This window comes from Priestia sp. 53B2 (genome assembly GCF_056099005.1).
The window spans coordinates 288,718-312,816 of the sequence record NZ_JBLZXA010000008.1; the positions used below are offsets into that span (position 1 = coordinate 288,718).

The 24,099-nt window shown below is 38.9% G+C and carries 23 protein-coding genes; 5 read left to right on the forward strand and 18 right to left on the reverse strand.

Going from position 1 to position 24,099, the window contains the following annotated elements:
* Window positions 1–3: 3 nt before the first annotated feature.
* From ACN6NE_RS04885 to ACN6NE_RS04915, 7 genes are all read right to left on the reverse strand, one after another.
* Complete coding sequence (locus ACN6NE_RS04885) at window positions 4–1,293, reverse strand: lysine N(6)-hydroxylase/L-ornithine N(5)-oxygenase family protein (RefSeq protein ID WP_129704348.1); 1,290 nt, start codon at window positions 1,291–1,293, stop codon at window positions 4–6.
* Window positions 1,272–1,865, reverse strand: coding sequence for a GNAT family N-acetyltransferase (locus ACN6NE_RS04890; RefSeq protein ID WP_129704350.1), 594 nt, complete (start codon window positions 1,863–1,865; stop codon window positions 1,272–1,274). The genes ACN6NE_RS04885 and ACN6NE_RS04890 overlap by 22 nt, the downstream gene beginning before the upstream one ends.
* Window positions 1,862–3,616 carry an IucA/IucC family protein gene (locus ACN6NE_RS04895; protein WP_129704352.1) on the reverse strand — a complete coding sequence of 585 codons (1,755 nt, stop codon included), beginning with the start codon at window positions 3,614–3,616 and terminating at the stop codon, window positions 1,862–1,864. The genes ACN6NE_RS04890 and ACN6NE_RS04895 overlap by 4 nt, the downstream gene beginning before the upstream one ends.
* Window positions 3,594–5,114: a pyridoxal phosphate-dependent decarboxylase family protein gene (locus ACN6NE_RS04900; RefSeq protein ID WP_474324749.1), complete on the reverse strand. Its 1,521-nt coding sequence runs from the start codon at window positions 5,112–5,114 to the stop codon at window positions 3,594–3,596. Before ACN6NE_RS04900 ends, ACN6NE_RS04895 begins: the two co-directional genes overlap by 23 nt.
* 1 nt (window position 5,115) lies before the next feature.
* Window positions 5,116–6,480, reverse strand: coding sequence for an aspartate aminotransferase family protein (locus tag ACN6NE_RS04905; protein WP_129704356.1), 1,365 nt, complete (start codon window positions 6,478–6,480; stop codon window positions 5,116–5,118).
* Between the two features lie 262 nt (window positions 6,481–6,742).
* Window positions 6,743–7,435 carry a copper homeostasis protein CutC gene (locus ACN6NE_RS04910; protein WP_474324751.1) on the reverse strand — a complete coding sequence of 231 codons (693 nt, stop codon included), beginning with the start codon at window positions 7,433–7,435 and terminating at the stop codon, window positions 6,743–6,745.
* 251 nt (window positions 7,436–7,686) lie between these two features.
* The gene (locus ACN6NE_RS04915) at window positions 7,687–8,457 is read right to left on the reverse strand and encodes a hypothetical protein (RefSeq protein WP_474324753.1); all 771 of its coding nucleotides are present in this window, start codon (window positions 8,455–8,457) and stop codon (window positions 7,687–7,689) included.
* 165 nt (window positions 8,458–8,622) lie between these two features.
* Here ACN6NE_RS04915 and ACN6NE_RS04920 point away from each other — a divergent pair, with 165 nt between their 5' ends.
* Both ACN6NE_RS04920 and ACN6NE_RS04925 read left to right on the forward strand, forming a co-directional pair.
* Complete coding sequence (locus ACN6NE_RS04920) at window positions 8,623–10,050, forward strand: cryptochrome/photolyase family protein (RefSeq protein WP_474325208.1); 1,428 nt, start codon at window positions 8,623–8,625, stop codon at window positions 10,048–10,050.
* Window positions 10,051–10,289: 239 nt separating this feature from the next.
* Window positions 10,290–11,495 carry an ATP-binding protein gene (locus ACN6NE_RS04925; RefSeq protein ID WP_474324755.1) on the forward strand — a complete coding sequence of 402 codons (1,206 nt, stop codon included), beginning with the start codon at window positions 10,290–10,292 and terminating at the stop codon, window positions 11,493–11,495.
* Between the two features lie 24 nt (window positions 11,496–11,519).
* On the opposite strand, the gene ACN6NE_RS04930 is transcribed toward ACN6NE_RS04925, so the two are convergent.
* The 3 genes from ACN6NE_RS04930 to ACN6NE_RS04940 form a co-directional block, all read right to left on the reverse strand.
* Window positions 11,520–11,708, reverse strand: a complete 189-nt coding sequence (locus ACN6NE_RS04930; protein WP_165351657.1) for a hypothetical protein — start codon at window positions 11,706–11,708, stop codon at window positions 11,520–11,522.
* Window positions 11,709–11,841: 133 nt separating this feature from the next.
* A complete protein-coding gene (locus ACN6NE_RS04935) occupies window positions 11,842–12,327 on the reverse strand; it encodes a metal-dependent hydrolase (protein WP_474324757.1) in 486 nt (161 codons plus the stop codon).
* Between the two features lie 116 nt (window positions 12,328–12,443).
* The gene (locus ACN6NE_RS04940) at window positions 12,444–12,611 is read right to left on the reverse strand and encodes a hypothetical protein (protein ID WP_014458527.1); all 168 of its coding nucleotides are present in this window, start codon (window positions 12,609–12,611) and stop codon (window positions 12,444–12,446) included.
* Window positions 12,612–12,734: 123 nt separating this feature from the next.
* Between ACN6NE_RS04940 and ACN6NE_RS04945 the strand changes: the two genes are divergently transcribed.
* Window positions 12,735–12,977 carry a hypothetical protein gene (locus tag ACN6NE_RS04945; protein WP_474324760.1) on the forward strand — a complete coding sequence of 81 codons (243 nt, stop codon included), beginning with the start codon at window positions 12,735–12,737 and terminating at the stop codon, window positions 12,975–12,977.
* Between the two features lie 36 nt (window positions 12,978–13,013).
* On the opposite strand, the gene ACN6NE_RS04950 is transcribed toward ACN6NE_RS04945, so the two are convergent.
* The 3 genes from ACN6NE_RS04950 to gabT all read right to left on the reverse strand — a co-directional run bounded on the left by ACN6NE_RS04950 (window position 13,014) and on the right by gabT (window position 17,344).
* Entirely contained in the window at window positions 13,014–14,438 is a 1,425-nt protein-coding gene (locus ACN6NE_RS04950) for an NAD-dependent succinate-semialdehyde dehydrogenase (protein WP_013084712.1), read from the reverse strand.
* A 31-nt stretch (window positions 14,439–14,469) separates the two neighbouring features.
* Window positions 14,470–15,840: a sigma-54 interaction domain-containing protein gene (locus tag ACN6NE_RS04955; RefSeq protein WP_129704365.1), complete on the reverse strand. Its 1,371-nt coding sequence runs from the start codon at window positions 15,838–15,840 to the stop codon at window positions 14,470–14,472.
* Window positions 15,841–15,988: 148 nt separating this feature from the next.
* Entirely contained in the window at window positions 15,989–17,344 is a 1,356-nt protein-coding gene (gene gabT / locus ACN6NE_RS04960; RefSeq protein ID WP_129704367.1) for a 4-aminobutyrate--2-oxoglutarate transaminase, read from the reverse strand.
* 276 nt (window positions 17,345–17,620) lie between these two features.
* Here gabT and ACN6NE_RS04965 point away from each other — a divergent pair, with 276 nt between their 5' ends.
* Window positions 17,621–18,046 (forward strand): DUF2621 domain-containing protein, encoded by a 426-nt coding sequence (locus tag ACN6NE_RS04965; protein WP_013058765.1) that lies wholly within the window; start codon window positions 17,621–17,623, stop codon window positions 18,044–18,046.
* A 31-nt stretch (window positions 18,047–18,077) separates the two neighbouring features.
* Here the strand turns inward: ACN6NE_RS04965 and ACN6NE_RS04970 are convergent, their stop codons facing one another.
* From ACN6NE_RS04970 to ACN6NE_RS04980, 3 genes are all read right to left on the reverse strand, one after another.
* Complete coding sequence (locus ACN6NE_RS04970; protein WP_013058766.1) at window positions 18,078–18,569, reverse strand: CcdC family protein; 492 nt, start codon at window positions 18,567–18,569, stop codon at window positions 18,078–18,080.
* Window positions 18,570–18,672: 103 nt separating this feature from the next.
* The gene (locus ACN6NE_RS04975; protein ID WP_013058767.1) at window positions 18,673–19,230 is read right to left on the reverse strand and encodes a DUF2179 domain-containing protein; all 558 of its coding nucleotides are present in this window, start codon (window positions 19,228–19,230) and stop codon (window positions 18,673–18,675) included.
* 211 nt (window positions 19,231–19,441) lie between these two features.
* Entirely contained in the window at window positions 19,442–20,149 is a 708-nt protein-coding gene (locus tag ACN6NE_RS04980; RefSeq protein WP_129704369.1) for a cytochrome c biogenesis CcdA family protein, read from the reverse strand.
* Between the two features lie 139 nt (window positions 20,150–20,288).
* On the opposite strand from ACN6NE_RS04980, the gene ACN6NE_RS04985 reads away from it, so the two are divergent.
* A complete protein-coding gene (locus ACN6NE_RS04985; RefSeq protein ID WP_013058769.1) occupies window positions 20,289–20,465 on the forward strand; it encodes an aspartyl-phosphate phosphatase Spo0E family protein in 177 nt (58 codons plus the stop codon).
* A gap of 21 nt (window positions 20,466–20,486) precedes the next feature.
* On the opposite strand, the gene ACN6NE_RS04990 is transcribed toward ACN6NE_RS04985, so the two are convergent.
* Together ACN6NE_RS04990 and ACN6NE_RS04995 are read right to left on the reverse strand one after the other, a co-directional pair.
* The gene (locus tag ACN6NE_RS04990) at window positions 20,487–22,292 is read right to left on the reverse strand and encodes an ABC transporter ATP-binding protein (RefSeq protein ID WP_474324765.1); all 1,806 of its coding nucleotides are present in this window, start codon (window positions 22,290–22,292) and stop codon (window positions 20,487–20,489) included.
* Complete coding sequence (locus tag ACN6NE_RS04995; RefSeq protein WP_474324767.1) at window positions 22,282–24,045, reverse strand: ABC transporter transmembrane domain-containing protein; 1,764 nt, start codon at window positions 24,043–24,045, stop codon at window positions 22,282–22,284. Before ACN6NE_RS04995 ends, ACN6NE_RS04990 begins: the two co-directional genes overlap by 11 nt.
* Between the last annotated feature and the right edge of the window lie 54 nt (window positions 24,046–24,099).

Sequence of the window (24,099 nt, forward strand, 5' to 3'; positions counted from 1 at the left end):
TTCTTAAAATCCAAACTTTTGGAAAACAGTATTTTCATATATTTTGTACACGTTTTTACCTGCAATTTGGTTAATCAAAACAGCATTGCGATAAGCGCCTAAGCCTAAGTCCGGAGCTCCAACTCCGTGTGTATGAAGCTCTCCGTTTTGAACAAATAGCGGGGCTCCTTTTTTCTTCATCTCAACTTGATAGAGTTCGTTAATTTTCAGCTGTCCTTTTTCATCAAACAGCAAATGTTCTTTTAAACCTTCCATAAAAGCAGGCTCTTTTGCATGATAGCCCGTAGCCATAATAACAATTTCACTTTCTTCTTTTTCAAACAAGTCCTGCTCGTATTGGTGAAGAGTAAGAAGATGTGTATCGTTTGTCTTTTCAACGCCTGCAAGTTCCGTAAGCGCGCGCATCGTTAGCGGTACTTCTTTTCCTCCAATTGTTCGTTCGTAAATCAACTCATAAATATCACCGATCGTTTCAAAGCTTATTCCTTTGTATAAAAGAGCTTGATTTCGTAAAACGCTCTCTTTTTTCTCTTCGGGCAATCTATAAAAATAGCGGGTATAATCAGGTGAAAAATGTTCAAGGCCAAGCTTTGAATATTCCATCGGATAAAACCCTTTTGAGCGCGTATACCAATTCAGCTTATAGTCAAACTGAGGCTGCTGTTGAAGTAAATCATAGACAATTTCAGCTGCGCTTTGACCAGAGCCAATTACGGTAATACTTTTAGCCTTCAGCGTTTGTTCACGATTCATTTTGTACTGAGCGGAGTGATAGAACGTATCGCTGGCTACTGATTGAAAGTCTCTTGGCACTACGGGCTGTGTACCTACTCCGGTTACAAGATGATAGCTGTAATAGGTATGAAGCTTTCCTTCTTTTTCAACCGTTACTTCATAAAAAGGTTTAGCGTCTTCATGCATTTTTACTTCTTTTACTGTGCTGTTAAATTCAAGCCCACTCAGCTGGCTCGCTACCCAGCGGCAATAATGATTGTATTCATTTCTCGGAATGTGAAACTTCTCAAAGAAATAAAACTGATACAAGCGCTCATGCTCATGCAAATAATTTAAGAACGTGTACGGACTCTTCGGATCCACCATCGTGACCACGTCTGCCATAAACGGAACTTGAAGAGTTGTCCCTTCTAAAAGCATTCCTGGATGCCAATTAAACTCATTTTTTTGTTCAAAACATTTATATGTAAAATCTGTTTTATCAATTAAAGCTGCTAATCCTAAATTAAATGGACCAACTCCTACTCCAATTACGTCTAAAATGTCCCGTTGTTCCATTCTCTCCACCTTCTTTCAAATACTTCTCTTTCACATTTCAGCAGTACACCTGTTTTATCAGGCAGGGACACTTCTTTCATAAATTGAAACCCGCATTTTTTAAATACTGCAATCATTTTTTCATTTCGTATATCTGGTTCCGCTATTACTTTAGTAGTGTCCGCTACGTCAAACTTGTGCTTTAGCAAACTAAGAAGCAGCGGATAAATATAGCCTTTTCCTAAAAAAGCAGGTTCTCCAATTAATAGATGAATCCCTTGATCTCCTTTTTCATAAACGTAATAGTTACTGATTATGTCGCCTTCAACCATATAAGATTCCCAGTAGCTCATAGGTACACCGTCAATTTCTCCAATTAGCAGTTTTTGATGAGAATCCGCTAAAAATGTTTTTAAATGCTGCTCATACGCCTGTTTTGAAATATTTAAATTCCAATACGGAATAACATGCGGTTCATGCATCCACTTATAGAGACGGTCGAAATCTTTATTAAAAGAAACAGAGCGAAAGGTGATGCTCTGCTCCTTTTGCTGAATTATAAATGGATACTTCGTTTGTAATGCTGAATTCATACACGCACACCTGCAGATTCGTACAGCGGATTCTCAACATTTACATAAACAGACTGCGTTTCAAGAGACCCTACCAGCTCATCCATATCATGAACACGCGTTAAGAAATTGGCTTTGCAAGGAAGCACTTTCTCTTCTAACATCGATGAAACAAGCCCCGTATGATCTTTTTCTTTGTACATCTCTATTTCTTGTCGCAGAATCAATAGCAGATCTGACTCTTGAACGAGGCCAGCTGCACCAAAAGCATTAACTAATCCTAAAATATGATTAAAAAATACGTAATAGCGAAATCTTTCTTCCGCTACAGCGTCATCACATACCGTATCGCTTTCTCCGTTTAACGAAGGAAGCAGCTCGCGAAGCTCTTGTTCCTTTGATTTCATAAAGTAGTAGCCTTGGTTGTCGCGGTAGTAAAACACCGATGGATACCCGCTTTCATCAAGCTTAATAACGGAATTTTGCTGATGAGCTTCCAGCGCGATTCCTTTTTGAGTGTAAAGCCACATCATCGGGTGAAAAGAGACATCTAAATAACGTTTAAACCAGCGTTTGCTTACATCTTCAATCGTGTTATTTTCATTAGCAGCAATGTAATTAATAATATTATCAATTTGAGAAGCCTCTCCAAACACATGGTCTTGACACAAACTTGCTAAGAGTGTTGTACGGTTCCCATGCTCACCTTGAAAAGGATTGCTTCGAATCATGACTTCAAACCCAAGCTCCTTTTTTCCAAGCGTGATGTAAGCAGGGTCTTCAATCACTTGAAAAGCCGGATGGTTTTCTTGAAGCTCCGCCTGTAATCCCTTTTGCAATAAACGGCTAACTTCTACTCCTCTGCTTAATTCTTTGCGTTTATTCACTCTCAGTGAATTAGTGATCTTTACCGGAATAGAAAATTTGTACATCACATCTGCATCTTTACTGTATACGGTTCTAACAGACGAAGTCGGATAAAACAGCTGACCGTGTGGCCCTAGATAAGCAAGCCTGCCTTTTTGAATCCATTCACACACTTCTTCTTTTCCTAAAAGATAACGAGCTTGCAGCGGATGCATAGGTATAAGTGAATAATCGTCCGCTTGGCAATGCGACTGTATGAATTCTTCAGAAACCTTGTTATCTTTTTTCAGTTGCTCTTTAATAAGCTGTGAAGCGGTTTGACTCCCGGCAGACTGTTCTGCAACAAGAGATTTATGTGCTTTAAAATAATGAAGCTGAAATTTGCCGTTCACTTCAGGCCCAAACACCTCTTCTTCTTCAGGCAATATCCCTTGACGGCTTTTAGGTGTTGGATGCAGCTGGTGGCCAATAAGCAATGACTGCTCAGATTCTAAGAACGTTTTGTCCCATTTATAGCACGTTTCTAACTCTTTCTGTCTTTTTTCAATGAACAATTTCATATTTTCGTAGCTTAATAGCACACGTACAATTAGCTCATTTACTTGTAATAAATGATCTGTTACTTCTTTTAAAAGAAAGGCTAAAAGAGTGACGACATCTAATTCCTTGAGCTCCTCTTTCTGAATGCGATAATAAAAGACCGGAAAGAACAAGTGACGTCCGGTAGCTGAACGGTACTTTACTGGAAAGTAAAGAGTTACCGGCTGTTTTTCTAACCTAAGAACGAGCGTTTCCTCGCTTTTCATTTCTGAAACGGACTGCCATACTCCCTTACCTGTTTCTCGAATATAGCAATTAATAATATTTTGCATCGTAATAAAATTAGCCGACAACTGAGCGTTCACGTAATCGCTCCTCCTTTTTCTCCAACTCTTTTCCTAAAGCCACGACTTCCTCTAACTGAGTGGCAACAGAATCAACTGTAATCATAGGATTTAACATCGTTAGCTTTAAATAAGCTTGCTCTTTATGCTTTGTTTTTGCCATGATAAAAGTGCCTTTTTCATATAAATGCTGCTGAATACGCTGATTTAACTTATTTTCATAATGCTGCTGTTTTTGACAATCACCATATAAAGTATCTGGCACATAGCGAAATACAACCGCGTTCATATAAGGATCATTTAACACCGTAATATTCCTTTGCTTTCGTAAATGTTCAGCTGTCTGCTTAGCCGTTTCAATCGTTTGGTCAACCATTTTCCCATACTCTTTTGTACCTACTGAACGGAAAGTCAGCCATAGCTTCAAGGCGTCAAATCGTTTGGTCGTTTGAATACTGCGATCTACCAAATGTACATGCTCATCTTCTTCGGGATTTAGATAATCTGCATGAAGCTGAATGTGTTTGAACATAGCTGAATTCTTCAATAGAAATGCACCACAGCTCACCGGCTGATAAAACCACTTATGAAAATCCATCGTAATAGAATCTGCTCGTTCAAGAGCTTTTAAGCGTTCACGATATTTATGTGAAAATATCAGCGCTCCTCCATAAGCGGCGTCAGCATGAAGCCAAAGCCCTTCTTTTTTAGCAAGCTCACTTATTTCAAAAAGAGGATCCACGCTTCCAAAATCCGTCGTGCCTGCCGTTGCTACAACAGCAAAAGGAAGGTTTCCCTGTGCTTTGACTTCCCGTATCGCTTCTTCTAAATTTTCTATATCCATCTCGTGCCTTTCATTGCACTTTACACTCACCACTGCATTCATGCCCAATCCAAGCTGAGCTGCAGATTGCTGCACCGTAAAGTGGGCTTTTTCGGAGCAGAAAATCCGCAGTTTTTTAGCTTGGAGCGGTAAACCTTCTTCACTAACATCAATTGAAAATGCAGCATGACAATATTCATTACGAGCAAGCAGAAGTCCCATATAATTCGACTGAGTCCCTCCGCTTGTAAAAACGCCGGAAGAAGAGCTTGAATAACCAATTTGTTGTGTTAACTCATCAATCACTTGATCTTCTATATACGTAGCTGCCGGACTTTGATCCCACGAGTCCATAGATTGATTCAAAGCAGAAATCATCACTTCCGCAGCAAGGGCCGGTATAATCGGAGGACAATGCAAGTGCGCCATTGCCCCGGGATGCGAAATATGAAGCGAATGATCCAGCACTACGGCTTGTACGTCATCAAACAGATCTTCTAGCGGCTGTTCGTGTTCGCTAAAATAGACCGAACGATTGACTAAGTTCGATAGTTCGTCAACGTCTATGTGAGTATAAGGGGATTTTAGTTCATGGTAGTGACGTTTAATCATCTCAGTCATTCCGCCTATCATCGCTTCATAATTCTCGAGGCTTTCTTTGGATGATGATAAAAACCACTTTTCAAACGGCGCCATTTTATTTATTCACCCACTTCTCTTCTGCTGCTTTTATCGCTTCTTCAAATCTTGTTAACACTTCATCGGTTTGTTGTTTCGTTAAAATTAATGGAGGAAGCAGACGAATAACAGCACCATGCCTTCCACCCACTTCTAAAATGACGCCTCTGTCAAAACATTCTTTTTGAATCAGCTTAGCTAACTCACCGTTTGCAGGATGACTGCCGATTTTATTAGCCGGCTTTGTTGCGTCTATGATTTCAACGCCCAGCATCAAACCTCTTCCGCGTACATCACCAATTGAGAATACTTGCTTTTGAATATGTTTTAGCTGACTCTGAATATAAGCTCCTAATTCATGAGCATGTGCAGGTAAGTTTTCTTGTTTTATAAATTGCAGAGTGGCTTGTCCTGTAGCCATCGCAAGCTGATTTCCTCTAAAGGTGCCGATATGTGCACCCGCTTCCCATTGATCCAGCCTTTTATCATACAGAACGACTGATAAAGGAAGGCTGCCTCCAATTGCTTTAGATAGAACTAGTACATCCGGTTCGATATCAGCGTGCTCGAATGCATACAGCTTTCCTGTTCGTCCAATTCCAGTTTGAACTTCATCTACAATAAGCGGAATGTTTCGTTCTTTTGTGATTCTGCGAAGCTCTTTTAACCATGGAATCGGCGCCGGAACAGAGCCTCCTTCTCCTTGTACAATTTCTACTACAACACCCGCCGGAGTAACAATTCCGCTTTCAGGATCATCCAGCATATTTTCAATGTATGTACTAATGTAAGTGTGACCTTCAGCACCCACGCCAAACGGGCAGCGGTATTCATATGGATAAGGTAGAAAATGTGTATCGGGTACTAGCGCATGAATGTGCTTTTTGGGACTCGTTGTACCGCTAATGCTTAACGTTCCGTGCGTGGAGCCGTGATATCCCCCTTGAAAAGATAAAATCGTTCGGTTACCTGTTGCTGTTTTTACAAGCTTCAAAGCCGCTTCAATTGCGTCTCCTCCAGTTGGACCGCAAAACTGTATTTTCGCTTTGTTTGCAAATTCTTCTGGTAAACTAGCAAATACTTCATCGATAAAAGCTTCTTTCACAGGCGTTGTTAAATCTAATGTATGTAAAGGAATAGATTTTGCTAAAACGTCTTGTATTGCTTCATGAACTACGTAATGGTTATGACCAAGAGCAAGCGTGCCGGCTCCTGCTAAACAATCAATATACTCTTTTCCATCCATATCTGTGATCACGGCGCCTTTTGCTTGTTTAATTGCAATAGGAAGCCGTCTAGGATAAGACCTTGCATTGGATTCACGTTCATTTTGCATAGCAAGCAGCATTTCGTTTGATATAAGTTGTTTCGTTGACGTTGACATATCATATCCTCCTGTTTGTTAAATTGATAATGATTTTCATTAACAATTACAACAATAAATGATAATGATTATCAATGTCAATAATTATTCTGAAAATATGAAATTATTCCTATTTCACTTTAAAATCGAAAAAACGCAGTATTTCTCTTATGTATCAAGGATTCAAAGGGTTTTATGGTGTTTTCCATTTAGGGAAAACTATGTAATAAGTCCCTTTCTATTTCCAAATAAAAAAGTGCTACAATTTCTTGTAGCACTTCTGTTACTTTTGCTTATTCATCGTTTCTTTTGCAGTTTTTACACTCCTTGGGTCAAGCGGTTTCGTATATTGACAATTCACTCGAACCCCTGAACCAATACGAATTTCTTTCACGGGAGTAACGGATAAGAACGCTTGAAGATTTTCAGGTTTCAGCCCTTTTGTCCCGATTAAAATAATATCTTTATCTTTCATTCTTCTTAACAGTTTTTTAATATGAGGAATACCGTTTAGCGCACTTTTATCCGCTCCTGAAGTCATGACACGCTGAATTTGCTTATAGCTTACAAGCGTTTCAAGCGCCTTTTCTTGATCACTGATTTCATCAAATGCTAAGTGGAACGTTACATTCATTTCTCCTGCCGCATCCAGCAGTCGCTTTAAAGCTTGCTCATCAATAATTTTGTCTTCTGTTAAACAGCCTATTTCAATTCCATCAATGCCGATTTCTCTTGCATAGTGAATATCTTCAATCATTGTTTGCAAATCATCTTCATCATATTGAAAAGATTGATTATGTGGGCGAATCATCACAAATATTGGGATATGTATCGTTTCTTTCACTTTTTTCATCAAACCGTAGCTTGGGGTTAAGCCGCCTTCACCGATTCCAGTTACAAGGCTTATACGATCGGCACCATGTTCCTGGGCAACTTTAGCATCATGTAAGGTTGCAGCTGTGACTTCTAATATCATTCTAAAAACACCCTTTCCCCTTTAATATAGAGCTTTTGCCTTCTTTTCCCTGTATTTATACTTAAAAAACTCTACCAAACTCTCTTATGTAAGAAAACACCCAAAAGATGTGATTAATATTTTCAAAAAATTGAATGTCATGGAAAAAGAGTAAGAACTATTCTTTTTCTCATGACGTTTCAATTAATAAAATTCTATATTTATACTAAAGATTCAAAAATACATCCCTTTTATCTAGGGTAAAGGGTTTATTAAAAAGAGCGTGGATTTGTTTGTTGCATGAACATCCAATCATTTAAAGAATGAGGCTGCTGATGACCAACGGGTGCTGAGAAATCGCGGCATCCGCAATCATGCATCGGCATTTGACCCATTCCTCCGTGCATCGGCATTTGACCCATTCCTCCGTGCATTGGCGCCATTCCACCTTGCATCGGCATTTGGCCCATTCCTCCGTGCATTGGCGCCATTCCACCTTGCATCGGCATTTGGCCCATTCCTCCGTGCATTGGCGCCATTCCTCCGTGCATCGGCATTTGACCCATTCCTCCGTGCATTGGCGGCATTCCGTCTTGCATCGGCATTTGGCCCATTCCTCCGTGCATCGGCATTTGACCCATTCCTCCGTGCATTGGCATTTGACCCATTCCTCCGTGCATTGGCGGCATTCCGTCTTGCATCGGCATTTGGCCCATTCCTTCATGCATTGGCATTTGATTCATTTCTTTTTGCGTCGGCGGCATTCCTCCGTGCATTGGTATTTGATTCATTCCTCCATGCATCGGCGGCATTCCTCCGTGCATTGGCATTTGATTCATTCCTCCATGCATCGACGGCATTGCATCTTTCATCGGCGGCATTTCTCCGTACATTGGCATTTGATTTGCGCCTTCTTGCATCGGCATTGCCTGCATTTCTTTTGCAGAAGGCATAGGCGGCATTTTAGCCGGTTTAGGTGCTGCTTGCATATAGGGATTGGATATCGGTTGTCCGGTTTGTTTCATTCCATACGAATTTCTCATTTTTAAGGGCTCCTTCCCATTCTCTTACTCTGTTTACGTTATTCTTTTTACCATCAATCTGAAATTCGTCCATAAGAAAATAGGCCTTCTACACATTCAAAATTGTAGAACGTATAAGAAAAAAGCTATAATCGAGGCAAATTGCAGATAGAAAGGCGGTACATGATGAATAAAACCATTATCGTATGGATTCGAAAAGATTTTCGGCTGGTTGATAACCCAGCTCTATTTCACGCAGCTAAAGAAGGAATGGTTGTACCTGTTTATATCCATGACGACTATGAAGAAAGCTCAATGGGAAGTGCAAGTAAATGGTGGCTTCACTATGCGCTGAATGACTTTAAAACCTCGATCAAAAAAATAGAAGGAACGCTGATTATACAAAAAGGAAACCCTAAAGATGTGTTGCAAAAATTACTCCATGAAACGAATGCACAAGATATTTATTGGAATAGACGCTATGAACCACATGTGTTAAAAAGAGATAAAGAGCTTCAAGCTTTTTTTTCAGAGCAACAAATAAATATTCGCACATTTGAGGGATTTCTCCTTCATGAACCTTGGAAAATCACAAAAGAAAATGGAGATCCTTATAAAGTATTTACAGCTTACTATAAAGCTTCTCAAAAACATTCAGTATCTTCTGCTGTAAAAAAAGTTACTTCCATACAGGCCTCCTCTAAACCGGTTGAATCTCTTTCAGTCTCAGATCTCAATTTGCTTCCAAGCATACCGTGGGATGAAACGATTAAGTCGACGTGGGAAGCTACGGAAAAAGGCGCTATTGAAGCTTTTAAGACGTTTTTAAAAAATAAGCTGCTTCATTATGAAAACGGACGAGATTTTCCTGCTGAAGCATTAAATTCATTTCTCTCTCCTTATTTCGCTTCAGGACAGCTCTCAGCACGAGTTCTTTATCATTATTTAAGAAATAAAGCGGAAAAAGTACGTTCTGAAGCTTTTGAACATCAAGCTGAAATGTTTATTCGTCAACTTATATGGCGAGATTTTGCTTATCAGCTGCTTTATCATTTCCCGCACACCACAAGTAAACCGCTTAATGAAGAATTCAAGCAATTTCAGTGGGCTGACGGCAATAAAGAGCTTCAAGCTTGGAAAAATGGCAAAACCGGCTATCCCCTTGTCGATGCCGGAATGCGGGAGCTTTGGGAAACAGGGTTTATGCACAATCGAGTTCGAATGGTAGCTGCTTCCTTTTTAGTAAAGCACCTTTTAATTCATTGGAAGCACGGAGCAAATTGGTTTTTTGATACCTTAGTAGACGCAGATTTAGCTAATAACACAATGGGCTGGCAGTGGGTTGCAGGCTCGGGAGCAGACGCCGCGCCATATTTTCGTATCTTTAATCCAATCACTCAATCAGAAAAATTTGATAAGGAAGGAGAATATATTAAAAAGTGGCTTCCAGAGCTGAAAGATATTCCTTCTTCTTATATTCATAAACCTTGGGAGGCCCCAGCAGACGTATTAAAAAAAGCAAACGTTACACTTAATAAAACATATCCCACCCCAATTGTCGACCATAAAGCAGCTAGAGAGCGAGCGCTAGAGCATTATCAGCACATTAAATAAGAGGTAAACTGCTCCTCTTATTTAATGTGCTGATTTTTTAAAATGTTTAAAAATTCCAATTATAATCTATTTGCAACTAAAAACATGTATTTGAAATCTCTTTATAGGGTTTTCAAGCCCAATTCTCCTCTCTATAGCACATTTGATTTTTCTTATTTTTTCCTATAATTTGAATATATAATAATGATTATATATGCTTGAGAACTCTCTCATTGCATAGAGCTGATTGGAGTGATTCGATGCCCATTTGCCCTTCTTGTAACTATAAGGAAGATTATAATTTTTGCAGAATGTGCGGCACACAAGTTCGGCACACCTTTGCCACACAAGAAGATCAGCTTTTTTATCCATTAAAAGATCGAATCATGACGGAGGACAATGAACAAAAGCATCAGACTATTTTATCTCATACTCGTGATTTAGTATGTGCTACTACTGAAGAGGGCATTTATGAATACGCTTCTCCTTCTTACGCTAAAACGTTAGGCGTTTATCCTGATGAGCTTATTGGACAACATGTGCTTATCAATGCGTATCCCGAAGATAAACACATAATCTCGACTGTTTTAGCTAACATGAGTAAAACAAAAAGCACCTCCACATTTGAATACCGGAAGTTTCATTTGAACGGCACCATCGTTTTATTAGAATGCAAAGGTGCTCCAATTATCACATCTACTGGAGAAATTGAAGGGTTTGTATTTGTCTCACGAGACGTAACAGAAAAAAGACAAGCAGAGAAAAAGATTCAGAATTCAGAAAAACTTTCTGTCATCGGCCATCTAGCTGCCAGTATCGCACATGAGGTTCGGAATCCTTTGACAACTATTAAAGGGTTTGTACAACTGTTCAGTGAGACACAGCAGCCGAAAAAAACAATGATTTATCGAGACCTCATTCAGCATGAGCTCTCACAAATTGAATATATCATCACAGAGTTTATGAGTTTAGCTAAACAAGAATACGTATATAGAGAAAGCATTGTTATTACAGACTTGCTAGATGAGGTATTAAAGCAATTCGAACCGGCTACTGGAGTCAAAAACATCCACATCATTCGCCATTATCCAAAAGAACATCCTCTGCTCGTTATTGGACAAAAAACACAGTTAATTCAAGCATTTATCCATATTATACAAAATGCCATTGATTCTATGGAGAACGGTGGCAAGCTGGCGGTATCGATTGAAAAATTAGCTAGAGAAACGCTGTGCATTATGATAAAAGACAGCGGATGCGGAATTGATTCAAAGCGTATCCCTCATATAGGAGAACCTTTTTATACAACAAAAGAACGAGGAGTAGGCCTTGGCCTAACAATTTGCAACAAAATTATTAACGAACATAATGGTTTTTTTCATGTATCTAGTGAAAAAAATGACGGGACAACCATTACCATTACCCTCCCTATAAAAACGACTGAACTTTACGTAGTGGAAGCCTAAAAGAGAGGTTGAGACATAACTAAATCACTTCCATTTAAAGACGAACAAATTAGATAAATGCTCTAGTATAAATGGCCTTCTACACCGCTGTTGATATCCGTACAAGGCTTCGCTTTCTGCGGGTGGCCGATGAGCCTTCTCGTCGCTAGGCTTCTGCGGGGTCTCATCTAGTCCGCTTTTCCCGCAGGAGTCTTCGCCTTGCCCTCCAATCAATCGCTAGAAGCAACTAAACAGATGAGACCTACGTTCACCATTCCAATAAAAAACGAACCACCAATCAAACATTTTGATCAATAGTTCGTCATTCATCTCGGCTAACATACTTTTGTCCCAGCCTCTTCTTCCTTTAAAACAGCTGGGTGTACAGCTGATACTTATAAAACATATAGAAACTTCCTATCACTGCCAGGTAAAAGATGAGAGTCTCTGCTCCGCTACCTGTTTCATATGTTAAAGGAGGCTTAAACTTCTTCTTGCTAAGAGGTGAGAAAAAAGGTACCCCTCGTTTAGAAAAGAAATCTCCAAGAATATGAAAAGCGTATCCATAGGCTATTCCTAATGTAAAGTCATTGTCATACATCGTATGTAAATAAAAAATAAGTCCACTTGCAAGAATAGAATGCGTAATACCCCTGTGTCCAAAAATAGATTTAATTATTTTTGCGAGACCAAGAGATCTTCTACCAATATATGAATTTGGTTCATCAATATCAGGAAGCAGTGCTCCAATCGCGATGCCTACAACATAAGGAAATGTAAACGAAGCGTCTCCTGTTATAGCCACGCCGGCACCGGCAGCAATCGATGTTGCAATATGTGTGTGATATCTCAAATATGCCACCTTCTTTCTTTTTCAACTTAAGGCAAGCACTGTGATCAAAATCACACATATGTTCGCCCAACGTTAACTATAAGTGAAGGTGGTAAAAATGTCAAAATAATCTATGATTACGTAAGCTGCAGACCGACTAACCCGATAAGCATCACAAGAAAACTAATAAGAGTACCCTTTCCATTTTTCTTTGCTCTTCCATCTTTTTTGACAATAGAATAAATCCACGTACTCGAATACACAGCGAATCCAAGAAAACCAAATAACGTGATATATGTAAACATACCGAAACTCCTTTGCTTGTCATTACTATTAACTATACGAGATTTTATAAAAAAAACAAAGTAGTATGACGGCTTGTTTAATATCTCTTTCTTTTTCTTATACTAGGAAGAGGAGGGATGGCTATGCAACAGAAGCAGCTAGAAGATATATTCGACTTCTATGGGTTAAGTGAGGTTTATCGCGGCAATTTCGAAGATGTTGAACGCCACTGGTTATTTAAAGACGTGGAGGTAACTATACTTGAAGATTTTTTTAACTCTCACGATTGCGAAGATCTCGAATGCTGTACTCTAGAAGAATTTTGTTTTTCATTCATGAATTTCCAATCCATACATGCACAAATCCCCCACGTGTACTATTACTAAAAAAGTGATTTCGCAGGAAAGCGAAATCACTTTTTGTTAAAAGCCTAAAGAAATATATTTTACTTCTAAATATTCTTCAATTCCGTAATGTCCGCCTTCACGTCCAAGTCCACTTTCTTTAAAGCCGCCAAACGGCGCTTGTGGTGTAGAAGGCAGTCCATCATTTAGCCCTACAATACCATATTCTAAAGCTTCAGCAATACGAATAGCTTCTGAAATATTTTCAGTGAACACATAGGCTGCTAATCCGTAAGGCGAGTTATTTGCACGGCGAATAACTTCTTCTTCTGTTTGATACGTCGCAATTGGAGCAATTGGCCCGAATGTTTCCTCGTACATACAAAGCATATCGTCCGTTGCACCATCTACAACCGTAGGTTCAACAAACAGTCCGCTTCCCTCTTCGCGTACAGCCCCTCCAGTTAAGACGTTTCCACCTTTTGCTACAACATCGTCTAAGTGGCGCTTTACTTTTTCTAACGCTTTTTCATCGATTAGAGGTCCGATATCCGTACCTTCTTCTAAGCCGTTTCCGACTTTCAGCTGACTAACAGCCGCTGCAAACTGCTCTGCGAACGGTTTAGCAATAGACTCGTGCACGTAGATGCGGTTTGTACATACGCATGTTTGACCAGCGTTACGGAATTTAGAAGCAATTGCATTTGTTACTGCTTTATCTAAATCAGCATTTGCTGTTACGATAAACGGAGCGTGTCCGCCTAATTCTAAAGACACTTTTTTAACCGTATCAGCTGCTCCGCGCATTAACAGTTTACCTACTTCTGTAGAGCCCGTAAACGATAGTTTACGTACACGTCCATCTTGAAGCCACGCTTCTCCAATCGCTTTTGCATCTCCCGTAACTACATTGATTACGCCTTTTGGAATACCCGCTTCTTGTGCCAGCTCTGCTAGACGAAGAGCCGTTAGTGGCGTTTGTTCTGCCGGTTTAATAACCGCTGTACATCCAGCTGCTAAAGCTGGCGCTACTTTACGTGTAATCATAGCTGCCGGGAAGTTCCAAGGCGTAATAGCTGCCATGACTCCCACAGGCTGCTTATGAGCAAATAATCGTTTATTAGGAGAAGAAGCTGGAATTGTTTCTCCGTAAATGCGTTTGCCTTCTTCTGCGTACCATGAAACGAATCCGTTGGCATAGCCAATTTCACCTTTTGCTTCTTTAAGAGGCTTGCCTTGCTCGACTGTCATTATTTCAGCAAGTTCATCGGTGTGTTCTTCAATCAGCTGATGCCATTTAAATAATAATTTACCGCGCTCTTCTGCAGTTTTTTTAGACCATGTTTGAAACGCTTCATAGGCAGCATCTGCTGCTAGCTTCGCTTCTTTTTCTCCACCTTTTGCAACAGCAGCCACTACTTCATTTGTTGCTGGATTCACCACTTCGTATGTATCATTTGCTGAAACAAATTCTCCGTTAATATATAAGTTTGCTTGCTTCATATTTCTTCACTCCCTGCTTAAATTTATCTACTCAATGTTCGGTGCTGTCCGAAACGTACTTTCGAATTTTACGACTGGCTTGTGATTGACTAATACCAAGCTGTTCTGCTACTTTGTAAGATGACCTATGCTGTTCAAACGCCTTTATGACCATCTCTTTTTCCACATGTTCAATCATTTCAGGAAGCGTATGCACAGGTGGATCGATAGCAAACTCTTTTGCAAAAGGCAAATCTTTAAGCGTAATCATTTCTTCCCCTGTAACAACCAGACGCTCAATGATATTTTCCACTTCACGAACGTTTCCTTTCCATTCTTGTCCTAAAAACGCATCTAACGCCTTTGGTGATAAACGTACATTACGTTCATATACCGTATTAAAATGGTGAAGAAACTGATAGACAAGCGGCAGAATATCTTCTTTTCGCTCTCGTAAAGGAGGAATGGTAATCGGCACTACATTAAGTCGATAGTACAAATCACGTCTAAACTTTCCTTCTTCCACCATTCGTTCTAGATTTTGATTCGTAGCAGCAATAATTCGTACGTCTATTGATACTGCTCTTGTTGAGCCCACGGGACGAATTGTACGGTCTTGCAGCACGTGGAGCAACTTACTTTGTGCTGAAAGAGAAAGTTCACCAATCTCATCTAGAAAAAGCGTGCCTTCGTTCGAAAGCTCAATGATTCCTTTTTTCCCTTCTCGAAATGCTCCAGTGAACGTACCGCCTTCATAGCCAAATAGCTCTGATTCAATAAGCTGTTCAGGAAGCGCTGCACAATTAAGCTCATGATACGGCTGCTGTTTTCTTGTACTAAGCTGGTGAAGCAGTTTTGCTACTCTGCTTTTTCCTACCCCTGTTTCTCCAAGTAAAAGAACGGTTGTATTTACAGAAGCAACTCGTTGAATGGTTGAAAAAACTTTTTTCATCGCTTCACTTTTTGTCACGATGCCTTCTAAATCCACTGCTTCGTTTAACTCTTTTTTATAGTTTTCAAGCTGTTCTTCCATCTCTTCTACTTTTCGTTTTAATTCCATTAAGTCTGTGAGATCCCGAGAATAGCTAATAACGCTTTTTAAATGCCCGTCGTTTGTAAATACCGGCCTTGTCCGCACATGAAGATACCGGCCGGAGTTTGTTTTTTGAACCAATTCAATTGCTTGATTAGATTCAATCACTTTTAGCGTGGCCGAAGGATAAAAAATACCCATTTCCTGCAGTTCTTTTACGTGCTTTCCAATAAAATCTTCCACTTTCAAAGCATAGTTTTTTTCACACTCTGAATTTACAACTAACACATATCCATTTGCATCAGTTACAAAGATTTCATCAAATGATGACTCAAATATATCGTAAAGTTCGTCGTTAATTTGCTGAATATGCTTTTTATGAATGGTCATTTGAATCACCTTTTCGTCAAAAAATAATTATTATTTTATTTTATCAGAAAATGAAAAATCTATAAATAGAGTGTCCAAACATACCCATTTTTTGTGATTCATGAAGAATGAGTGAAGAGTTCTCTCTTCACTCATGCCACAATTTCACTTATACTTCAACCGTTTGCTGTACGCTTGCTTCTAGTGCTGCTTCAAAAATAGCTAAGCCTTCTTCTAGCTGCTCATCCGTAATAACAATCGGCATTAAGATACGAAGAACGTTTCCAAATACTCCTGCACTAAGCAATAATAATCCACGTTTGTTTGCTTCTTTTACGATGCGCTGTGTAAGCTCTTTGTCCGCTTCTTTTGTTTCACGGTCTTTCACAAGCTCAATCGCAGACATCGCTCCTAATCCGCGAATATCACCGATACAGTCATATTTTTCTGCTAGTTTTTCAAATCGTGATGTTACCACTTTTCCAAGGTACTCACCGCGTTCGTTTAGCTTTTCTTCTTCAATGATATCAAGTACAGCTAAGGCGGCTTCACATCCAAGAGGACTTCCACAATACGTCCCGCCAAGCTCACCAGGATTAGATTCATCCATGATTTCAGCACGGCCAATGACACCGCTGATTGGTACGCCAGCTCCTAGTGATTTTGATACCGTAATTAAATCAGGCTCAACGTCAAAATGTTCAATACCGAAGTAGCGGCCTGTACGTGCAAATCCTGCTTGAATTTCATCTGATACAAATAAAATTCCGTGCTCTTTACATAATTGATACACTTCTTGCACAAAACGTTTACCTGGAACAATGAAACCACCTTCACCTTGAATCGGCTCCATTACAACAGCTGCAATCGTTTCTGGTGCTACTTCTGTATTTAAGAAGTTTTTGAATTCTGTAATCATGAAATCTTCGTATGCTTCAACTGATAATCCTTGTGGACGGCGATACTCATAAGGATATGGAGCTTTGTATACTTCAGGAGCAAACGGTCCAAATTCATATTTATATGGTTTTACTTTACTTGTCATTGTCATTGTCATTAATGTACGGCCATGGAAACCGCGGTTAAAGGAAATAATTCCTTGACGCTTTGTATATTTACGAGCAATTTTCACTGCGTTTTCTACAGCTTCTGCTCCGCTATTTAAAAGTAATACTTTCTTGTCAAATTCACCAGGTGCAATTGTTGCTAATCTTTCTGCAAGCTCTACGTATGACTCATACATCATTACGTTAAATCCTGTGTGAATAAAACGGTCTACTTGTTTGTGAAGCGCTTCTTTTACTTTTGGATGACTGTGCCCTACATTGATTGTGCCAATTGCGCCTACGAAATCAATAAACGTATTGCCATCGACATCTTTAACGATCGCCCCTTCAGCCGTATCAGCAAATGTCGGAATGCCATAACTTACACCTTTCGGAATGGCACGGTGTCTTCTATCTAATAATTGCTTTGCGTTTTCTCCCGGTAAATTTGTTGCTACTTTGCTAAAAGTTTGACTCATTTTTTATCTTCCTCTCATATTAAATAATTCTTCAATTAGTTTATATGCAAAAAACGTGCCAACTTTTAAAAAGCTGAAAAATAAGCATTTTTAGATAATTCTAACGATATTTAACTTATCAATAAGTCTATATAAACTTATTGATAAGTCAAAAAAGACTCCAACCTTACATAAAGTGCAGGAATTTTATATTGCCATAAAAGGAACAAGGCTTTTATAATAAATGTATAAATATAGTAATGTTATGATTAACCTCTTTATAAAGGAGCGAAAAATATGCTAGAGGGCTGGTTTTTATGGGTTATTTTATTTTGGGTTGTCTTTTTAATGAGCATGTTTGCTATCGGCGGATTTTTTATGTTCAGGAAATTTTTAAAGCGCTTACCAAAAGAAGACGGCATGTCTGAGCTTGATTGGCAAGATCACTATCTTTCCAAAACCGTCCATCTTTGGTCAGCGGATCAAAAGCAGCTATTAAACGTTCTTGTTGAACCAGTACCTGAACTATTTCGCGATGTAGCTAAACAAAAAATCGCGGGAAAAATTGGGGAACTCGCAATTGAGGAACAAGCAGCCTCTATAACGGAAGACTTAATCGTACGTGGATACATTTTAGCTACGCCTAAACGTGATCATAAATTTTTATTAAAAACATTAAAAAAGCAAAAGATAGATGCCGTCCCCTACCAGCATTTATTTTAAATCAAAAAAGGTGGCTGCGTAGCCACCTTTTTTAGTTTAATATCGTTGTATTAGCAAGACGATCATTATGCAGCTTTCGTTCGAGCTTTTTGTACGATGTGTACATAGCAATGCGCCAAGGTACAATCATACCAAATGCTAAAATCCAGAACATACCGCCAAGCTGGCCAACATCAATTGAAGAACTTAAATATATTTTCATTGCAATTCGAATAATAAGCAAACCAATAATAATGAATGCAAAAGCTTTTGAACGCTTCAAGTAAATATGATCGTCACGAATTTCAAATTTAGACGTTTTAATTAACAGGATTGAGAAAATCATGCCTGCTATTAACGCCTCAAGCAGTTCTGCACCCGTTACTCGAAACATTGGAAAGATAAACATTAACGCTCCCGTACTCATAAAAAAAGGCGGAAGTATAATTTTTTTTGCATTCGTTGGTTTATCAGCAGCTTTCATTCGAACAACTAATATGAAAGAAGCCATAAAAATTGCGACAAGTGTTGAAGCAATAACCAATGAAATCCTTCCTTTACTATAATTTAGTGTTTACTTATATTATAATCCAAAAAACATCAGAAGTAAAAGTGCAACAAAAAACAGAAGAGGAACTCTTCTGTTTTTATTTAGTAGAGGTGATATCTGCTTTTGCTTTTTGCTTTTGTTTTTGCTTTTTCATTGCTTTAAGTAAGAACCCGCCTTTAAATTTACGCGGCTCGTATGAAATAATGAAAGCACGAGGCTCATATTCTTCAATGAATGCTAATAGCTCTTCTTCTCTACTTCTTTTTGTTAAAATGTCTAATCTATAGCGTGCACTGTCTCTTCCTTCTCCTTGGTAAACAGTAACACCAAAACCTTCCTGTCGAAGGCGGTTAATCAACTCTTCATTTTTGGTCATAAGGTTAACTAAGAATGTTGTATATCCGATAGCAAGTCTAGATTCGATATAACTTCCAAGGATAATTCCCACTCCAAACCCAACTGCATATACAACCATAGCAAGCGTGCTTTGATCTCCTGAAAATACAAGAGATAAGCCGAATACATAAATTAACGCTTCAACAAATCCAAACACTGAGGCATACATACTCATACCTTTGACTAAAAAAATTGTGCGCAGCGTCAAGATCGGTACATAGATCAGTTGCAAAAGCAAGATTAACAAAATATCTTTCAATTTATACACCTCTTTTTAACAATTAAAAATATGACGATTTCATTGTATCACTCCGTATTTATAGAAGATATAGTAAAAATAAATTTTTTCTATATATTTTTTTACATCATATTCTTGTATATTTCCTAAGAGCGAAAGTAACTATTTTGTCTTTTAAAAAATAAAAAGAATCTGCCAATTTCCAGATTCTTTTTTGTATCATTTTCCCTTTTTAGAAGCCCGTAAACCCTCCGAATACGCTCGTTGTATAAATAATAATTTTTGTCATCCAGTCAAAATACAAAATAAATCCCATTCCAATCATTGCGTATCCGCCAACTTTCATCATGGAATTCATATGTTTTTTTAACCAGTTCATTTTCCCAATAAAAAACGTCATAATAAAAAATGGAATAGAAAACCCAAGTGAATAAATTATCATGTACAAAAGACCGGAGCCTGGGTTTGTCGCTGCAAGCGCCATAACCGATACTAAAATAGGGCCCGTACACGGCGTCCAGCCGGCAGCAAAAGCCATACCAATAAAAGAAGAACCTAAGAGTCCAGCCGGCTTATTTGCAAATTTAAGCTTGTGTTCTTGCATAAGAATTCGAGGCTTAAAAATCCCTAGCACAACTAGACCAAAGAAAATAATAAGAATAGCGCCAATCTGCCGAATTAAATCCTTATAGTTAAAAAACCACTGACCAATAAAAGAAGTCGCAAAGCCAATCATAATGAAAATAACAGAAAACCCCAATAGAAAAAAAGCTGTGTGAATAAAAGCTTTGCGCTGATGTGACTTAGCGCCTTCCTTTAGCTCGCTAACTGACACTCCCGTTATGTACGATAAAAAAGCTGGGTACAAAGGCAAACAGCAGGGTGAAATAAACGATAAAAAACCCGCGCCAAATGCCAAAAACAAATTTAAATCTCCCATATTTCCCACTTCCCTTTTTTGTTCTTTTTGTTCTTTTTCGTTACCATTTTGTAACCAAATTGTCTTATCTCACTTCTTTCAAATAGTACCATTATCTTGTATAATTAGGTAAACAACTTGTTAGAAGGGATACATAGCATTGGCCAAAAAAGATATTCTATTAGCGATTGAAAAGAAACGAGAAGAACTCATCCGCATAGTCCGAGTAAGTGGATTAAACTCTCCACCTGCTATTAAACATAGTCAAGAATTAGATCATTTATTAAACGTTTACAATGAATTCCCTACTCAAACAACAGAAACAACCTCTTCATGAAGGTTGTTTCTTTTTTTACCTTCACTCTATCAATTCTGTATAAATCTCTTTTACTCCTGTTTCTTTGCTGAAATTCTCTTCTTTTTCACTGTGCTGAAGCTGATACATATTATAGTACAAGCCGCATTTGTTTAGCAGTTCAGCGTGCGTTCCTTTTTCGACGATTTTTCCTTTATGCAATACTAAAATACAGTCGGCGTGTTGAATGGTCGATAAGCGATGAGCAATCGCAATCGTTGTGCGGCCTTTTCCCATATCTCTTAACACTTCTTGAATCGCTTCTTCCGTTTCTGTATCAATGTGCGCTGTTGCTTCATCAAGAATAAGGATTTTAGGGTTTCGAATCACCGTTCTTGCAAATGCTAAGAGCTGGCGCTGACCGCTTGATAAAGTCGAACCTCTTTCCACTAGCACTTCATTATACTTATTAGGAAGTGCTTCGATAAATGCGTGAGCTTGCACAAATTTCGCCGCTGCTTTTACTTGTTCATCAGAAAAATGGTCTTCATGCAGCGTAATATTTCGCTTTACGGTATCGGCAAATAAAAAGGCATCTTGCAGCACCAGCCCTACCTCATCTCGAAGCTGTTCATTTGAAAAAGACGATAGCGGTTTATTATCAATCAAAATGTCTCCTTTTTGCTGCTCATAAAAACGCATTAATAAATTAATGATGGAGCTTTTCCCGCTTCCAGTATGGCCTACTAAAGCCACTGTTTCTCCTTCGTTTACCGTAAATGATATATCAGAAAGCACATCTCGAACACCATCATAGGAAAACGTTACGTTTCTGAATTCTACCGTTCCTTTTTGTACCCCCTGCTTTTGTTCTCCTGTCATGACTGGATTTTTTTCTTTTTCATCCATCAAGTCAAATACCCGAGAGGCTGATACCATCGCTTGCTGATACATAGAAAGACGCTGCATCATTTCATTAACAGGTTCAAAAAAACGATCCAAGTAGTTGATAAACGCGTAAAGAACACCAATTTTAACAGGGCTGTCAGCTACAGAAATACCAAAATAACTGAGCACAAGAATAACGGCTAAAATGTAAAGAATTTCGACTGCCGGCCTCAGCAGCAAACCATCTAACTTAATATTGCGCATACCCGCCTTGTAATGCTCATCATTAATTTCTTCAAATTCCGAGCGCAGCCGCTTTTCTTGACGAAATAACTGAATAATAGACATGCCTTGCAAAGACTCATGAAGCTTGGCATTTAATTGACTTAGCTTTTCTCGGAGCTGTCCGTAGTAAATAGCGCTGTAATGCTGATAAAGCTTCATAAGTCCCCAAATGAACGGGAGAAGAACTAAACAATAAAAAGCCAGCTTCACATCTAGCATAAACATGGCTATAAAAATACCGATCAAAAATACCCCATTTTGAATAAAAACCGCAATGACTTCCACAAACATTTCTTTCATGGCTTCCGTGTCATTTGTAATTCGAGATACCAGGCTTCCCGTTGGTGTGTTGTCAAAAAAGCGAAGAGCCAGGCGATGAACATGAGAAAAAACGTCAATTCGAATCTGCTGAATAATTTGAAGCGCAATTTTTTGAAACTGCAGAAGCTGAAAGTATTGAACGACAATTTTTAAAAGCTGTAAAAGCAAATAACTGCTTGCAAGCCACACAAGAGGCTGAAGAGGCAAGTACTTAGGAGTTAAATAATCGTCAATAAAAATTTTAATCAAAATGGGCCCTAATAAATCTGCAGCCGTAGCAATTAATAATAGTGTGAACGCTAAAAAAAATGATTTTTTATGCGGAATTGTATAGCGAAATAGACGTTTATGTACCGAAGAATGCTCAATTTTCATTTTTCGTCTCTCCTTCTTCTACCGCACGTTCAAGCTGCTGTCTATCGTACATATCCTGGTACCAGCCGCTCACGCTAAGCAGTTCTTCATGAGTTCCTCGCTGAATAATTTTCCCTTTATCAAGTACAAGAATCATGTCTGCATGAGTAACCGAGCTCAGCCGATGCGCTGTAATAATCGTTGTTCGATTTTGACGTTTCTGCTTCAGCGCTTGTAAAATACCCGCTTCCGTTTTTCCATCTACCGCTGATAGCGAGTCGTCTAAAATTAAAAGCTCAGGATCTAATAAAAGAGCTCTTGCAATCGAGATACGCTGTTTTTGTCCACCCGATAACGAAACGCCTTTTTCACCTACTATTGTTTGATAGCCATCTGTAAAATCGAGGATGTCTCTATGTACATTGGCAACTTTAGCCGCTTCTTTAATTTCTTGATTGCTTGCTTCTCTTTTTCCAAACGCGATATTATCAGCAACTGTTGTTGAAAACAAAAAGTGATCTTGAGGAACATATCCAATGCTTTTGTACAATGAATCAAAAGCATAGTCTTTAATGTCTTTTCCTCCCCATAAAACAGCTCCGTCACTTACATCAAATTCACGAAGCAGCAGCTTTAAAAGCGTGGTTTTACCAGCACCCGTCTTTCCGACAATACCTAACGTTTGACCGCGAGAAAGTGTAAAATAAATTTCGTTTAACGTATATTCGTCTTCTTTAACATACGAAAACCTATGAATAACAGCTTCAATATTTCCTGTTGGCATTTCAGCACTAGGATGCGCTGCTTCTTCAATCGAATTTTCTTCTTTTAATAAAGAAAATACCCTGTCATATGATGCTCTTCCTCGTTCTACAATGTTAAATAGCCAGCCAAACGCGAGCATCGGCCAAATAAGAAGGCCCAAATAAGTTGTAAAGGTAACAAGCTGCCCCAGTGTTAACTCTTCACTAATAACCATCTTGCTGCCAAAAATAAGAGCAAGTAAAAAAGAAAGTGCTACAATAATCGAAATGGTCGGATCAAACAATGCATCTACTCGGGCTACTTTCATGTTCTTTTGGACAACATCTGCAGACTTAATGCGAAATTCTTCGACATCAGCTGCTTCTTCCCCAAACGTCTTAATGACTTTAATTCCGCTAATGCTTTCTTGAACCTTATCATTTAAAGTAGAAAATGCTGCTTGTGCGTGATGAAACCGCGCATGAAGCAATGTACCGTAGTAACTTGTTAAAACGGCCATAAGCGGCATAGGAATAAGGCAAATAAGCGTTAACTTCCAGCTGATTGTAAGGGCCATTGTGCATAGAACAAGCCCTCCTGTGACAATGGAATCCACGAGTGTCAAAACGCCCGAACCTGCAGTTTGTTGAATAGCTTGAATATCGTTTGTTGCATGAGCCATCAAATCCCCAATTCGCCGCCGTTGATAAAAGGCCTGATTCATCTTGGTAAAATGAGTGTAGAGGGTATTTCTCAGCTGCTTGGCTAGTTTAACAGATGAACCAAATATCATAATACGCCATATGTACCTTGTGAAATAAGCCACAACAGCAGCTCCTAGCAAAATGCCAACCATCTGCATTAAGCGCTTTCTATTCAGCGTCTCTTCTTTAATGCCATCTACCGTTAAACCAATAATTTTAGGAGGAAGAAGTTCTAATGCTGCCACAATAATGAGCAGCGCTACCCCCGTTATGTAAGACTTTTTTTCCTGTTTGAAAAACCACCATAACTCTCGAAAAATTTTCATCGTATCCCCCTAGCCCCACAACCATTTTCTTATATCTATCATAAAACAAAAGAC